Below are 15,409 nucleotides of genomic sequence, written 5' to 3' on the forward strand. Positions count from 1 at the left end.
TAGTATTTAATTTATGTTGATTCTATTTTAATGTGGGTTTGTTATCCAACACGATTAAATGGTATACTCTTTTCAGGCTGCACCGATTCTAATTGTTGTGGACTCTTGCATATTCCGCGTGCTCCACATCCCATGCGATGCGGTCCGCAGGAACTGAGGAGAAGGAGAGTTACTAGACTAAGAAATAATTTTTTCATCATTCATTAGTATATTATTTTAACCTGCATGTTCTTTAATTGTTCTAGATAATCTCTTTGGTTTGATAATCTTGGGATTTTATGTTGACCTCCCAATTTATCTTTTTCCTTAAGCCAGTCGTAAAACAAATTTTTGCGAGCTACATTAATAATTAACCGATTTAAGGTCGTGTTATTATGTCGTTTAGCCTCATAATCAGAATTTAACTCTTGTAAGGTTTTGTCTAATATATTTTGGAACGTGTCAATGCATTTTGGAGCCTTTTTAAATTCAATCATCCATTCATGAGCTCCTTTTTCTCTGTCTATCATAAAAACTGGGGCAACGGTGTAATCTACCACTTCGTTCTGGGTCATTTTACAGGCTTTGGCAATAGCCAAATCCGTGTTTTCTACCATTAATTCTTCTCCAAATACGTTGATATGATGTTTTGTTCTACCTGTTACTCGAATTCGGTAGGGGCTTAACGAGGTGAAACGAACAGTATCACCAATCAAGTAACGCAATAAGCCGGAATTACTTGTGATGACTACGGCATAATTTTTATAAAGCTCAACGTCTGCTAAACGGACGACCTTTTGATCCGGTGCTCCAAAAGTATCCATCGGGATAAACTCATAGAAAATCCCGTAATCGAGCATTAACAATAAATCACTGGAATTGTTGAGATCCTGAATCGCAAAAAAGCCTTCGGAAGCATTGTATATTTCGTAATATTTAAAATCTTTTTTAGGGAGTATTTTTTGGTACTGTTCCCGGTAAGGCTCAAAATTTACGCCGCCGTGGAAATAGACTTCGAGGTTTGGCCAAATTTCTAGTAAATTTCCCTTTCCTGTTTCTTCGAGCATTTTATTCATTAAAACTAGCATCCAGGAAGGGACGCCAGCAAAACTGGTTACATTTTCTTTTTGAGTATCATTGATAATAGCCGCAATTTTTATTTCCCAGTCACTCATAAGTGAAATTCTATTGCTTGGTGTGCTGCTAAATTCAGCCCATATAGGCATGTTCTCGATCAGAATTGCTGACAAATCTCCAAAAAAAGAGTTGTTGTCCTCGTAGATTTGAGAGCTGCCTCCCAAGCGAAGACTTTTGCCCGTAAAGAGCTCTGAATTTTCATTATTGTTCAAATACAGACACAGCAAATCCTTACTTCCTTTATAATGACAATCTTCCAGCGCTTCAGGGCTCACTGGGATAAATTTGCTTTTGGCATTAGTCGTTCCGCTTGATTTTGCAAACCACTTTATAGGGGTTTCCCAAAATATATTTTGTTCTCCATTACGGGTGCGTTCGATTACGGGTTGAAATTCTTCATAAGTGCTTATAGGAACTCTTTCTGCAAAGGTGGTATAAGAGCGTATGGAAGAATAGTCATACTCCTTGCCCAGTTCCGTGTTTTTTGCAGATTGAATCAAATCCATAAGCAACTCCTCCTGAACCTCATTAGGGTATTTCAAGAATAGCTCAATCTGATGGATTCTTTGTTTTAGAACCCAAGAGGCAAATGAATTTATTAATTGTATCGGCATTTTTAAAGTGTGAGTTTTAGAATTGCATTTTAGATTTGTTATTTGAATATCAAATAACAAATGCTAACTTTACAATATTATCAAAAATAGTAAAAAATTAGGGAAATCCTAACAGTTGCATGTCATTTCAGGGCATGAAATATACGACCTTTAAAATATGATCTAATAAAGATAAAAAATATAATCTACAATTAAACCTATGCGATACGAAGGAGTCCTTACTAAAATGCAAACTGAATTTGGGAATCCAATTCAATACTATTTAGTTTTTGAAGATAGTTTTCTAAATGTGAATCAATTATTGGATAAAAACCTTGAAATTAATTTTGTGGGTTACCAATGTTTGAATTGCAAAAAGAAGAAAAAAATAATTCCGTCAGGGATTTTGTTACGATTGTTTTTATTCGAGTGCGGCAGTCGGGGATTGGATCATGAAACCGGAGTTGAGCACTGCTCATCTGGGGATTCAGGACAGAGATTTAGCATATGAGGAAAAAGTGCAACTGCAGCCTCATATTGTTTATTTGGCTTTGTCTAGCGAGGTAAAAGTAGGCGTGACTCGAAAAACACAAGTGCCTACGCGATGGATTGATCAAGGAGCTATCGAGGCAGTATCAATAGTGGAAGTGCCTAACCGTTATTTAGCGGGTGTAACGGAAGTGGCATTAAAAAATCATTATGCCGATAAAACGAATTGGAGAAAAATGTTGACCAATTCTATTGAACACGTAGACTTATTAGCCGAAAGGTTGAAACTCGAAAATTTAATTCCGTCAGAAGTGCAGGAGTATTTCTTTTCAAATAAAAATGATTTGTATGAAATGCACTATCCAGTTTTGCAATACCCAACAAAAGTAAAAAGTTTAAGTCTTGAAAAAACTACCCAATTTTGAAGGAAAATTAACTGGAGTGAAAGGACAGTATCTTTTGTTTGAGGATGGCACCGTTTTTAATGTTCGTAGTTCTGAAGGGTATGTAGTTACTATTTCAGTTTAGCTAAAAAGCAATTACTAAAAATTTATAGTTAAAAAACAACCAGTGCGCTTTTGTCCTTAAGACGAAGGAGGAGCCCCGTTAAAAAGACTTCCCCTTCGTAGAATGACAAATCGTTTCTCTATCACTAATTTGCTTTTGTGGTGTCTATTGCTTTTTTAGGTTGCTTGAACAAGCCATTCAATAAATTAGTTGCTTTCGTTTTAAGTTGTTCTTCCGCTTGTGCTTTAACAGCTTCTTTTGTCGCCGGAGTTGCAGCTTGCACAGTATCGCTTGGCTTTTTGTTTTTCGTGATAAAGTCATTTAAAGCAGAGTTTCCTTGATTTAATAGTCGCTCTTTCTGTTGTTGAACCAATTGATTGGTCAAGTTGGTCACTGCAGTTTTAATATCAGTGGATATTTTTGGATTAGTGAAATTTCCAGTCACTGAAGCGTTAACTGGGATACTTTCTAATTTAACAGCTTCTGCCGGAGTCAGTCTTGCGATTAATGCAGTAGCTTCCGTTCCAAGATATTTGGCAGGCACATCAAATTTGATGTTGTAATTCATGCTTTGATCAAAACCATGTGTCCCCCCAATAGTCGCTTTAATATCTTTATAATTGATGTCAAAAGGTTTTACGCTTACCATTCCGTCCTTGAAAGTAATAGCTGCTTTCAGATTGTTTAAATTGATTTTACTTGCATCAATGAATTTTAAGTTAGAGCCTAATGCCGTCAATAAAGTGGAGTTTGTCGAATTTAGGGTTGTTGAAAGCAATTGACCCAATAAATCTCCTGTTAATGTTTTTAAATCAGGTCTCATGGCAGTAGCGTCAAGATTGCCATTCAGTTTGATTGTTGAATTCAATTTTCCGTTAATGACTCCCGCTATCGGAGCCAATTTTTTTAAAAAGTCCAATTGAGTAAATGACTGTGCAATATCCACTTGTTTCAGTGAAAGATCCATGTTAAAAGTAGGCACTTTTCCTTTTGTGGAAACGGCTCCATTCAAGCCGATGTTTCCATCAAAAATTGAAGTTTTAATGTTTTCCATCGTTAGTTTCTCGTCCTTGACAATCAATTTTCCAGATACGTCTTTCAATGTTAAATTGTCATACAATACTGTATTTGCTTTTGCGGTGAGAGAGACATTCAAAAAGGCAGGGATTTTCATCGCTTCTGTTGTAGTATCTGTTTTACCGATTTCGGTCGTGCTCACAAAATCGCTAACAGCCAACTGATTTGAATTTAGATTAAAATTTCCTTTCAATTCTTGGTTCTTAAAAATAAAGCCGTAAAAATTTTCCAAAACTCCAGTGATACTTAAATCGCTCTTTCCTGTTGTGGCGTCAAATTGTTTTAAATTTACTTGACTTGGATTAAACTGGATCAAGGCATTACTTATGTTCATCGTCTTACCGTTTTCATCTGCATATTGAAAACCAGATAAGTTCATGGTGCCAGCATTCCTGATATTCTCATATTGACTTTTCTCCACGGACAGCATGTCGAATTTAGTAGTTACGTCTGCTTTTAAAATTCCAGTTAATGGTTTTTTTAATTTTATGGGGTAGGCTTTAGATACATTGGCTAAATTGATTGTTCCCTTTAAGGCCGCGTCAACAACTGCATTTTCAGTAATATTCCTGATATTTGCTTGTGCATTAAAAACATCTTGATCTATCTTAAAAGAAAGTTTATCAAGATTGATATAGGTGTCGTTTAAAATACCAGTTTCATTTATAATTTTACTATCGATTGTAATATTTTGAACGGACTTCGGTAAATTCGGATATTGAACCGAAGCATTATTTGAAGCAATATCGATGTTGAATTTTGGTACCGTTGTATCGGAGTACAGTCCTTTTGCAAATCCCGAAACGGTGAAGTCACCTGTTGTTTTTACATTGTCTAAATTTGCAGCATATACTGCCGGTATAATTCCTAAGAAATTTTTAAAGGACGATGTAGGTGTTTTGAATTTTAAATCATATTCCTGACCAGCTTCAACGAGCTGAATAAAACCATCAAATTCTAATGGTAATTGATTGATTAGTGCCTTGTTTTCTTTAAAAGTGTATTTGCTTTGTTCCAAATCTATTCCTAAAACCGCATCTAAGGTTATGGGAACATTTTGCATATAGTTCACCTTGTCCATGTCAAGGGTGACTTTTGCCGTCGACTTTGTGACCAAGTCTAATTTTGAGACTGCAAAATCGCCAGTCCCTTGATGGTTTATACTGTCAATTACCATTTTTATTTTGGAGCTTTCATCATAATACTTGAATTTGAAATTTGAAATTTCATATTTTTGAATATTTAACTTCAGTGGATTACTGGTGCTTGCCTTTTTGTTTTTTATAGCAATATCATAATTCCCTATTCCGTCCTTATTGAATAAGATATTTATCATACCATTTTTTGAGGTTATTCCTTGAATATCCAGGGCTTCTTCTTTTCCTTTAAAGAGTTCCTTAATAGACATTTTTAAATCTATTTCTTCGATTGATGCTAACGTATCCCCTTCAAACGGAGCTTTATTGATAATGTGCAATTGATATAAAGTTACATTAGCATTGGGAAAATTTTTAAATAGACTCAAATCAGCATCTTCAAAACTTACTTTGGCATCTACTTTTTTATTTATCGCGGCTGTAATTTTAGCTTTTATTTGATCCTTGAAAAAATAAGGAACAGCAAATAAAGTTACCGCCAGCAGAACAAGTATACTTCCAATTATTTTTAAAATTTTACTTAACATATGTTTTTTGATGTTTTATTTTCTAATTATATAGCAAATATGTTGCCGTACTTTATTTACAAAAATAACATTTTATGAATTAGTGATGCTCTAAAGTTTTCATAAATAATGAATTGCCTCTTTTTCGTTATCGAATAGTAAATAATTTATACAGTAATATGAATTTAAAAAAAGCATAAAAAACTCCGTTTGAAAAAGAAGATCAAACGGAGTTAATGGTAATTTTGATTTTTAAAATCTATTTTTTTAATGGATATTTATTTCAAATGGCATCGCCATTCGGACTCCTTTTTGAGACTTTAGCTTTTTTATTTGTTGTAATACTTTGTAGTTTTCTTCTCCTATTTCCTCTTTTATAAAGCTTTCTTTGGATTGTGTAAAGGGTAAGTCGGCAAAAAGATCATTTAAATCTTTTTTATATTCAGGATAGTTTTGTGTTTTGTAGGTTTTTATTTTTGATAAAACCGCTGCTTCATGTATCGCATCATCAAGACTTCCAATTTTATCAACAAGACCAAGCTTAAGAGCTTCTGAACCTGCCCAAACTCTTCCCTGAGCAATAGAGTCCACTTGCGCGAAAGTCATTTTTCGCCCTTCGGCAACATGGGTCACGAACGTTTTGTAAATGTGTTCCACACCTTCAAGTGTTACTGCTTTAAGTTTATCGTCCAATGGGACAAATGGGCTATATTGAGCAGAATTCTCATGTGTTTTCACCTGCTGTGTATGGATGCCAATTTTGTTTGTTAGTTGACTAAAATTAGGCAATATTCCAAAAACACCTATAGAACCGGTGATGGTGTTGTTTTGAGCAAAAATGGTGTTGGCATTACAAGCAATATAATATCCTCCTGAAGCGGCATAATTACCCATGGAAACAACTATAGGTTTTACTTTTTTAGTGAGTTCCACTTCTCTCCAAATTAAATCGGATGTAAGGGCACTTCCTCCGGGGCTGTCAATACGAAGTACAATAGCTTTAACATCTTTGTTTCTTCTTGCTTCCTGTAAAGAACGACGCATAGAACCTTCTCCTATAGTGTTGACATCTCCTTCTCCACTTTGAATTTCTCCTTGTGCATAGATAATGGCAATTTGATTTTTTGAATCGGTACTTACTCCAGTAGTAGTCATTTTTTTCGTATAATCAAAGATGCTAACTTTGTTGTAGTCTTCTTCTTTTTCTACTTTTAAAGCTTTTCTGATTGCATCATGATAAACATCTTCATAGGCTATAATATCGACCAGTTTTTGCTCTTTTGCCATTTCCGGAGTTCGGGCAAGAAGGCCATTTGCGATTTCATTTAGTTTGTCAACTGAGATGTTTCTACTTTTCGAAATATCGGCAGTAACGGAATTCCAAACGGAATTTAACAATGCCGTAACTTGTTCTCTGTTGGCGTCACTCATTTCATTTTCAAGAAAAGGTTCTACAGCACTTTTGTATTTTCCATGGCGTATCACTTCCAATTTTACTCCTGTTTTTTCTTGAAGTTCCTTAAAAAACATGAGTTCAGCAGATAGTCCTTTGAAATCCATATCTCCCACAGGGTTTATGTAGATGGGACTGGCAACTGAATTAAGATAGTATTCTTTTTGTGAATAGGAATTGGCATAAGCCATTACAAATTTTCCAGATTTTTTAAAACTTTCCAATGCGTCCCTCAAGGCTTTGCTTTGCGCCATTCCTAAAGTAGATTGATTGTTCAAGATGGATATACCTTTAATATCATCATCCGTCTTGGCATCTTCGATAGCTCTTATAACATCAGTTAGCCCTACACTCTTTTTATCTGCAAAAATAGTAATGAAAGGATCTTCATATTTTCCCGCATAGTCGTATTTGATGTCTTCGAGATTTAGTTCGATTACAGAATTATTTTTGACTGCGATCGTTTCTGAATCACCGCCAAAGACGGCACCAACAAGTAGTATTCCAAAAAAGAACAGCATGAAAAAAATAAATAGACCGATGATGGTCGCCAATACATTTCCTAAAAACTTCATAATTATATTTTTACTTATTAGTAGCGAAAGGTGTCGAATTGTTACAGATTTCATTTGAAAAAATTGAAATTAGGTATTGACACTTTGTACAAATATATTGCTAAATCTAAAATTCTTTTAGTTAATTTGTGCTCAATATGAAATCACAACATAAGGTTATTTTATCGATAGGCAGTAATCAAGGGAATCGGCTTGAAAACGTGAAGCTTTGCATCGAATTGATACATCAAAAAATTGGTACGGTAATTAAGGTTTCAAAGGTTTATGAAACTCCATCGTGGGGCTTTGATAGCGAGGCCTTCTACAATTGCGCGTTGGTTTTACATACGTATAGTTCTGCACATAAAATTCTGACTCAAGCTTTAAAGATTGAAAAAAAATTAGGACGAATTCGCAGTGAAGTGAAGGGATACCAATCACGAATTATTGATATTGACCTGATTAGTTTTGATGAAGAAATAATTGATTCTGAAAAGCTTCAAATTCCGCATCCATTGATGCAGGAAAGAAAATTTGTACTGTTGCCTATCCAAGATTTAAATTTAGATTGGAAGCATCCTGTTTTTAAAAAAAATATTTCAGAGCTATTGGAGGTTTCGTCAGATAGGAGTGTATGTGAAGTGGCGGCAACCTTAGAAAGTCCAATACAGAAGATTGTATTGGAGCAATTCAATTATGTTGCATTCGAAGGAAACATTGGAGCAGGGAAAACAACCTTAGCGACTAAAATTGCCGAAGATTTTAATGCTAAAACGGTACTAGAGCGCTTTGCAGACAATCCCTTTTTGCCAAAGTTTTATAAAGATCAAAATCGATATGCATTTCCACTTGAAATGTCTTTTCTGGCGGACAGGTATCAGCAATTATCAGATGATTTGGCACAATTTGATTTGTTCAAGGATTTTCTAGTGGCGGATTATCATATTTTTAAATCCTTAATTTTTGCTAAAATAACGTTAGCTGAAGATGAATACAGGCTGTATCGCAATCTATTCGATATTGTGTACAGAGAAATGCCCAAGCCGGACTTATATATTTATCTGTATCAAAATTCAGAACGACTTTTGCAGAATATAAAGAAAAGGGGTAGAGACTATGAACAAAAAATCCCTGCGGATTATTTAGACAAAATCAACTCGGGCTACTTGGAATATATTAAATCACAAACGGATTTAAACGTTTTGATTATTGATATCTCAGACAAAGATTTCGTAAAAAATCAACAAGACTATCTGTTTGTTTTAGAGCAGATTAAAAATAAAATTTCGAGGTAATTTATTTTTTTAAGGTGAAATGTCCTTTTATTTCAGGTTTGGTACTTTCTAATTTTAAACGGTACCAATAATCATCTGCAGGTAAAGTTTTACTGTTATATTTTCCATCCCAACTATAATTAGCAGCGTTTAGTTCTATAATTAATTTACCATATCGATCAAAAATTTGAGCACTTGAATTGGGGTAGTTGCCCATTTCCTTTATTTTCCATAAATCGTTGAAACCGTCATTATTTGGTGTGAAAAATTTAGGAATAGTAAAGATGGTGAATTGTTGCGTTACTATGTTGCAACCATTATTGTCCCTTACAAAAGCAGTGTATTGGCCAGTCGGAATATAGGAGAATTGATTTAAAGCTTGGAAATCTATGCCGTTAATTGAGTATTCAAAATAAGTTTCAGGGTTTTCGAGCTGTATTACGATAGAGTTTTCATTTACAGCAATTGAATTGATATTAGGTTGTGGGTGTTCTATCACACTAATGTTCTTTTTCGAGTCACAAGAAACAACCGTAGGAGAACTAATTGTCACACTGTAATTACCTATTGTCGAAACTACAATAGTTTGAGTAGTTTCTCCTCCTGGAGACCATAAATAGCGCATATTTGACAATGAAGCATCTAATGTTGTTGTTTGACCTTGGCATAAAATAATTTCCTCCATCGTAGTATTTATCGGATATACTGTAGCTGTTACAGGGGTTTTTGAGCCAATACACCCGTTTAAAATCGGTTCAGCGTAATACGTGGTTGTGGTGTTGATACTTGGGCTCGAAAATGAATTTCCAATAAATAATGGAGAGCTTCCAGTGGCAACATCATACCATTTTACATTTCCCGCCGAAGGAGTTGCGTCTAGAATTACTGATCCAGAACCACAACGAGATCCCGCAGCTGTTGCTATAATCGTGGGAGCATTATTAACTGTAGCGGTAATGGCAGTTCGTGATGGAGTTGTACAACCATTTGCAATGGCGTCAACGTAATAGGTTGTTGTGGTGGAGATGCTAGGAGTTGTGAACGTTGTTCCTATAGCCAAAGCTGTTCCGCCGGTCGAAACGTTATACCAGTTGATTGTTCCTGATGAGGCTACTGCTTCTAAAGTTGCAGTTCCAGAAATGCAAACTGAACCTTCAGTTGTACTTGTAATTGTTGGATATGATTTTATAGTAGCAATAACTTCTGTTCGAGGGGTATTTGGGCAATTTCCATTTGTAGCATCAACGTAATAGGAAGTTGTAGTTGTTAAGGCTGGGGTTGTATAGCTATTGGTTGTTGCTAAAGAGGGTCCACCACTTGCGTTCGCGTACCAGTTTATTAGTCCGTCCGAAGCGGTTGCTTGAAGAGTCAAACTTCCTGAACCACATCGATTGTTAGCGGTTGTACTCGTTATTTTTGGAATTGTGATTGTAGTACTTGCCGCTATTTTTAAAACAGGATCGTTGGTAGTTCCGCCGTATTCAACAATGTATCCTTTTGGTTGATAATTTCCGGCAGGATCTCCAGTATTTGTTAGGTCATTCCAAGAACCTGGAATACCAACACCAGGTGCGGTAATGTGAGCGTAATCTTCTTGGGCTCCATTGTACTGATTTGGCTCGGCAGTATTCCACAAGGCGAAATTATAAGGAGGTGTTGTGGAACCATTAGCAAGCCCAGTCCAGAAAGTTGTTCCTGTTCCGCCATTAGCCAGACCTTCAGGACCTGTTACCCACTTCCAAACTCCTTCAGTTGCTGCATCACTTCCGCCAATCCATCCAGCTCCTGACGCTTGTTCTCCTGATATTTTGGCTTCATCTGCAGCAGTTATCGTCGCTAAGTATCCCTGTAAGCCATAATAAAGAGAGCTTTCGGCAAGTGCTTTTGCTGTCGTCCAAGCAATACCTATACTTGGAATAAACAGGTAATAATGACCATTTGAAGGTAAATAGTTAGCCTGACCTAAGCTTATGGAGAAATCGCGATTTCCGGAAGGTGAAGGAGATGAATTAGAGAACTCAACATCTTTTATGGCAGCCATAAAATCTCCATGAGTTACTTGAATACCTGTTGGGCTAGATAATGTTAGTTTCCCTTCTGAAACAATCCATTCCGATTTAACCGTAGGGTGTAAATTAGTGTTGGCTAAAGTTAATTGATCTTGCCCGAATACATAACCGGAAGATATTTGAATATAGATGGCATCGGTGCCAATGTTATCTGGGTCCGTTATTGTGACATTAGTAACTATCTTCATCGCAGTTCCTGGACAATACACTTGATTGCCAGTCGCAACAATTTCAGGTGCTATATTCGCAAATGACGGTGCTAACTTATTCTTAGAGGAGTGACTAGAAAAGGTTTTGTCTTCTTTTGAGGAACTAATTAAAGTGGATGCATAATTCGTATTTGAAATAAAAATCAATGACACTAAAATTATTTTGGAAAAAATAGGAATACTCATGCGTTAAAAGTATTGATTTTTTAGCCAATACTTACTTAGGCCAATTCATTTTTTGAAATAAATCCCAAACCACAATTCCTGCGCTTACAGAGATATTTAAAGAATGCTTAGTGCCTAATTGAGGGATCTCAATACATCCGTCACATAATGCGACAGCTTCTTGTGAGACACCGTGAACTTCATTTCCAAAAATTAAGGCATATTTTTTATTTTTCTCCACTTCGAAATCCTGAAGAAAAATGGCGCTTTCTACTTGCTCAACTGCTAGTGTCGTAATCGCTTCTTTTTTTAATTTTTCGATGACTTCAAGAACGTTTTTGTTATGTTCCCAAGTTACCGTTTCGGTTGCCCCAAGCGCTGTTTTGTGAATCTCTTTATTTGGAGGCGTTGCCGTGATACCGCATAAATATATTTTTTCAATTAAAAAGGCATCGGCAGTTCTGAATACAGAGCCAATGTTGTGTAAACTGCGGACATCATCTAAGATGATAATAACCGGAGTCTTTTCTGATTTTTTAAAATCTTCAATCGATTTTCGCTCTAATTCGCTGTTTTCTAGCTTTCTCATTCTTTTTTGGGGTTTGTTCAAATAAAAAAAGCTTCCGGAACTAGGGAAGCTTTTTTATTATATTGTATTTAAAATTTAGCTTTTTGAAGCACCATCAGCTAAAACAACACCTTTTATAGTTAGGATCTTAGTAGCTTGTCCATCAGCATTTGAAGTTACTGTCACTGTTTTGGTGAAAGCTCCAACTCTGTCAGTTGCATATTTTACACCAATAATACCTTTTGCTCCTGGAGCAATAGGCTCTTTTGGAGAAGTAGGAACAGTACAACCGCATGAACCTTGGGTATTTGTGATAATTAAAGGCTTAGTACCATTGTTAGTAAAAACAAATTCGCGTTGTCCGTCTGCATTGTGTGCAATTGTACCGTAATCAATCGTTTCGGAAACAAAAGCCATTCCAGCTCCGTCTACTTTGGCAACTTTAGCGGTTGTCGCTTTTACTTTTTTTGTTGTTTCTTGAGCACAAGAAGTAGCTGCTCCTAGAACAGTTAGCATCGCTAGTAAAAATATTTTTCTCATTTTTTTTCGTTTTTAAAATTAGTCTAACAAAGCTAAAGAAAAAATCATGCCAATAACTTAATTTTTACTTAAAATTAGTTTTAATTTTTGAAGTGATAGTTATTCGTTATAAAATAATTAAATTCGCTTTCATATTTTACATTAATTAAATACAATATAAGTTGGCATCTAAAGATAAGGAGGTTAAGGAAACACCATTAATGAAGCAATACAATGAAATCAAAAGGAAGTATCCTGATGCTTGTTTGTTGTTCAGGGTAGGTGATTTTTATGAAACATTTGGTGAAGATGCTGTCAGGGCCTCAAAAATATTAGGTATAACCCTGACAAAGCGTGGTGCAGGCTCTGCCACAGAGACCGCACTAGCTGGTTTTCCACATCATTCAATAAACACCTATTTACCAAAACTAGTTAAAGCAGGACTTCGTGTTGCCATTTGTGACCAACTCGAAGATCCTAAAATGACGAAAAATATTGTAAAAAGAGGGGTGACGGAACTTGTGACTCCCGGGGTTTCCATGAATGATGAGGTTTTACAGTCAAAGACAAATAATTTTTTAGCCTCTGTATTTTTTGCTAATAAATCGATAGGGATTTCTTTTTTAGATGTATCGACCGGGGAGTTTCTTGCAGCGCAGGGGAATGCAGAGTATATAGATAAGTTATTGCAAAACTTCAATCCCAGTGAGGTTTTGATTCAAAAAAAACAATAAAAATGATTTCAAGGAAAACTTCGGGGATGATTACCACTGTTTTTATTTGGAAGATTGGATTTATAAAGAAGATTACGCATTTGAAATTCTGACTAAACATTTTCAAACGATTTCCTTGAAGGGATTTGGTATAGAAGACTTGAAGGAAGGCATTATTGCGTCAGGAGCCATTTTGTATTACCTTTCTGAAACACAACACAATAGAGTACAGCATATCACCGCAATTCAACGTATTGCTGAAGACGCTTATGTATGGATGGATCGATTCACGATTAGGAATCTGGAATTGTACCACAGTTACAATCCAAATGCTGTCACGCTGCTGGATGTTATCGATAAAACGCTTTCTCCAATGGGTGGTCGTTTATTGAAACGTTGGTTGGCGCTGCCTCTAAAAGACAGCAATAAAATACGAAGCCGCCATCAGGTTGTTTCCTACTTACAAGAAAATCAGGAAGTGTTGCGTAAAATTCAACACCAAATTAAGCAAATTTCAGACTTAGAACGGCTCATTTCGAAAATAGCGGCGGGAAAAGTGTCGCCCCGCGAAGTGGTTTATTTGAAAGAGTCATTGGATGCCATTATCCCTATAAAAACGTTGGCTTTAGAAAGTCCGCAAGAAGCAGTGAAGATTATTGGAGACAGTTTGCATAGCTGCGATTTATTGCGAGAGAAAATCAAAACTACCTTAAATCAAGATGCGCCAGTCGCAATTGCTAAAGGGAATGCTATTGCGAAAGGTGTTCATGCTGAATTGGATGATTTACGTGCAATTTCGACCTCAGGGAAGGAATTCTTGGACGGAATTGAAAAACGAGAGTCCCAATTGACTGGCATCTCATCTTTGAAAATTTCCTTCAATAATGTTTTTGGGTATTACATTGAAGTCAGAAACTTGCATAAAGATAAAGTTCCTGAGGAGTGGATTCGAAAACAAACTTTAGTGAATGCAGAACGTTATATTACCGAGGAGCTTAAGGAATATGAAACTAAGATTCTAGGTGCAGAAGAGAAAATCCATAAAATAGAAGCCGAGTTGTTTGAGCAATTGGTTGCTTGGATTGCAACCTATATAAAACCGGTTCAGCTCAATGCTAATTTAGTGGCTCAGTTGGATTGTTTGTGTTCTTTTACACAACTGGCTACAGAGAATAAATATATTTGCCCTGAACTAGATGAAACATTCGAACTGGATATCAAAAATGGAAGACATCCCGTTATTGAAAAACAATTAGCGGTTGGTATGCCTTATATCGCCAATGATGTTTTTCTGGATAGAGAAACACAGCAGCTGATTATGATCACGGGTCCCAATATGTCTGGAAAGTCGGCTATTTTGCGACAAACGGCTTTAATTGTGTTGTTGGCTCAAATGGGTAGTTTTGTTCCTGCAGAGAGTGTTAGAATGGGAATTATTGATAAAATATTCACCAGGGTAGGTGCCAGCGACAATATTTCGATGGGCGAATCTACTTTTATGGTCGAAATGAATGAAACGGCTTCTATCTTGAATAATATTTCAGATAGGAGTCTGGTTTTGTTGGATGAAATAGGACGGGGAACGAGTACCTATGACGGAATTTCCATTGCCTGGGCTATTGCGGAGTTCTTGCATGAGCATCCGTCAGCTCCTAAAACGTTGTTTGCGACGCATTATCATGAGTTAAATGAAATGAGTGGATCATTGCCTAGAATCCAGAATTATAACGTGGCGGTAAAGGAGTTAAAAGAGACGGTTCTTTTTATTAGAAAACTAGTAAAAGGGGGAAGTGCCCATAGTTTTGGGATTCATGTGGCAAAAATGGCTGGAATGCCGCAAATTGTTATTTTGAAAGCACAAAAGATATTGAAGAAATTAGAAAAGAACCATTCTAGTGATATGTTGAATGGAATTAAATCGAAAAAAGAGGGCTCGAGTCTTAAAGGCGAACAGGAGGAGCAAATGCAAATGAGTTTCTTTAATTTGGATGACCCATTATTAGAAGAAATCAAAGAGGAAATTTTAAATTTAGATATAAATACGGTAACTCCTGTGGAGGCGTTGATGAAACTCAATGAATTAAAGAGAATGCTGACTAGAAAATAAATTTGTTTGTATTTAAAGTTGAGGGAATCAAAAGGTTAGCTTTTTTAATATTTTTTTTTGTAAAAAAGGCTTGTTTAATTCAATAAAAGGCTTAGATTTGCCACCGCAATACAGATGAAGTGTTGCGGTTCTTTTAAGAATTGAAAATGCGAAAATAGCTCAGTTGGTAGAGCGCGACCTTGCCAAGGTCGAGGTCGCGGGTTCGAATCCCGTTTTTCGCTCCACACCACATAATGCTCGGATGGTGAAATTGGTAGACACGCTGGACTTAAAATCCAGTGATCAGCAATGGTCGTGCGGGTTCAAGTCCCGCTCTGAGTACTAAAAAAGNTC

At 36.1% G+C, this 15,409-nt stretch carries 7 protein-coding genes, 2 tRNA genes and 2 pseudogenes; 5 read left to right on the forward strand and 6 right to left on the reverse strand.

Going from position 1 to position 15,409, the window contains the following annotated elements; all coding sequences use genetic code 11:
* Nucleotides 1-203: 203 nt before the first annotated feature.
* Nucleotides 204-1,730: a GH3 auxin-responsive promoter family protein gene (locus A3SG_RS0114035; RefSeq protein ID WP_029596824.1), complete on the reverse strand. Its 1,527-nt coding sequence runs from the start codon at nt 1,728-1,730 to the stop codon at nt 204-206.
* 199 nt (nt 1,731-1,929) lie between these two features.
* Here A3SG_RS0114035 and A3SG_RS19965 point away from each other — a divergent pair.
* Nucleotides 1,930-2,726, forward strand: a pseudogene (locus A3SG_RS19965) (DUF2797 domain-containing protein).
* Between the two features lie 124 nt (nt 2,727-2,850).
* Here the strand turns inward: A3SG_RS19965 and A3SG_RS0114045 are convergent.
* Together A3SG_RS0114045 and sppA are read right to left on the reverse strand one after the other, a co-directional pair.
* Nucleotides 2,851-5,466, reverse strand: a complete 2,616-nt coding sequence (locus A3SG_RS0114045) for an AsmA-like C-terminal region-containing protein (RefSeq protein WP_016990647.1) — start codon at nt 5,464-5,466, stop codon at nt 2,851-2,853.
* A 246-nt stretch (nt 5,467-5,712) separates the two neighbouring features.
* Nucleotides 5,713-7,473, reverse strand: coding sequence for a signal peptide peptidase SppA (sppA, locus tag A3SG_RS0114050; RefSeq protein ID WP_029596825.1), 1,761 nt, complete (start codon nt 7,471-7,473; stop codon nt 5,713-5,715).
* Nucleotides 7,474-7,610: 137 nt separating this feature from the next.
* Between sppA and folK the strand changes: the two genes are divergently transcribed.
* The gene (folK, locus tag A3SG_RS0114055; RefSeq protein ID WP_016990649.1) at nt 7,611-8,747 is read left to right on the forward strand and encodes a 2-amino-4-hydroxy-6-hydroxymethyldihydropteridine diphosphokinase; all 1,137 of its coding nucleotides are present in this window, start codon (nt 7,611-7,613) and stop codon (nt 8,745-8,747) included.
* Nucleotide 8,748: 1 nt separating this feature from the next.
* Here the strand turns inward: folK and A3SG_RS0114060 are convergent, their stop codons facing one another.
* The 3 genes from A3SG_RS0114060 to A3SG_RS0114070 form a co-directional block, all read right to left on the reverse strand.
* Nucleotides 8,749-11,190: a T9SS type B sorting domain-containing protein gene (locus A3SG_RS0114060; RefSeq protein ID WP_016990650.1), complete on the reverse strand. Its 2,442-nt coding sequence runs from the start codon at nt 11,188-11,190 to the stop codon at nt 8,749-8,751.
* A 31-nt stretch (nt 11,191-11,221) separates the two neighbouring features.
* On the reverse strand, nt 11,222-11,758 hold the full coding sequence (locus A3SG_RS0114065; protein ID WP_016990651.1) for an RNA methyltransferase: 537 nt from the start codon (nt 11,756-11,758) through the stop codon (nt 11,222-11,224).
* 75 nt (nt 11,759-11,833) lie between these two features.
* Nucleotides 11,834-12,277, reverse strand: a complete 444-nt coding sequence (locus tag A3SG_RS0114070; RefSeq protein ID WP_016990652.1) for a DUF1573 domain-containing protein — start codon at nt 12,275-12,277, stop codon at nt 11,834-11,836.
* Between the two features lie 161 nt (nt 12,278-12,438).
* On the opposite strand from A3SG_RS0114070, the pseudogene mutS reads away from it, so the two are divergent.
* The 3 genes and pseudogenes from mutS (at nt 12,439) to A3SG_RS0114085 (ending at nt 15,397) form a co-directional block, all read left to right on the forward strand.
* A pseudogene (gene mutS, locus A3SG_RS19970) lies at nt 12,439-15,076 on the forward strand (DNA mismatch repair protein MutS).
* Between the two features lie 148 nt (nt 15,077-15,224).
* Nucleotides 15,225-15,300: transfer RNA gene (locus tag A3SG_RS0114080), tRNA-Gly, on the forward strand.
* 11 nt (nt 15,301-15,311) lie between these two features.
* Nucleotides 15,312-15,397 (forward strand) — tRNA-Leu (locus A3SG_RS0114085).
* The last annotated feature ends 12 nt before the right edge of the window (nt 15,398-15,409 follow it).

Origin of the sequence: Flavobacterium sp. ACAM 123, from assembly GCF_000264055.1 — a bacterium.
In the GTDB taxonomy this organism is placed as follows: Bacteria; Bacteroidota; Bacteroidia; order Flavobacteriales; family Flavobacteriaceae; genus Flavobacterium.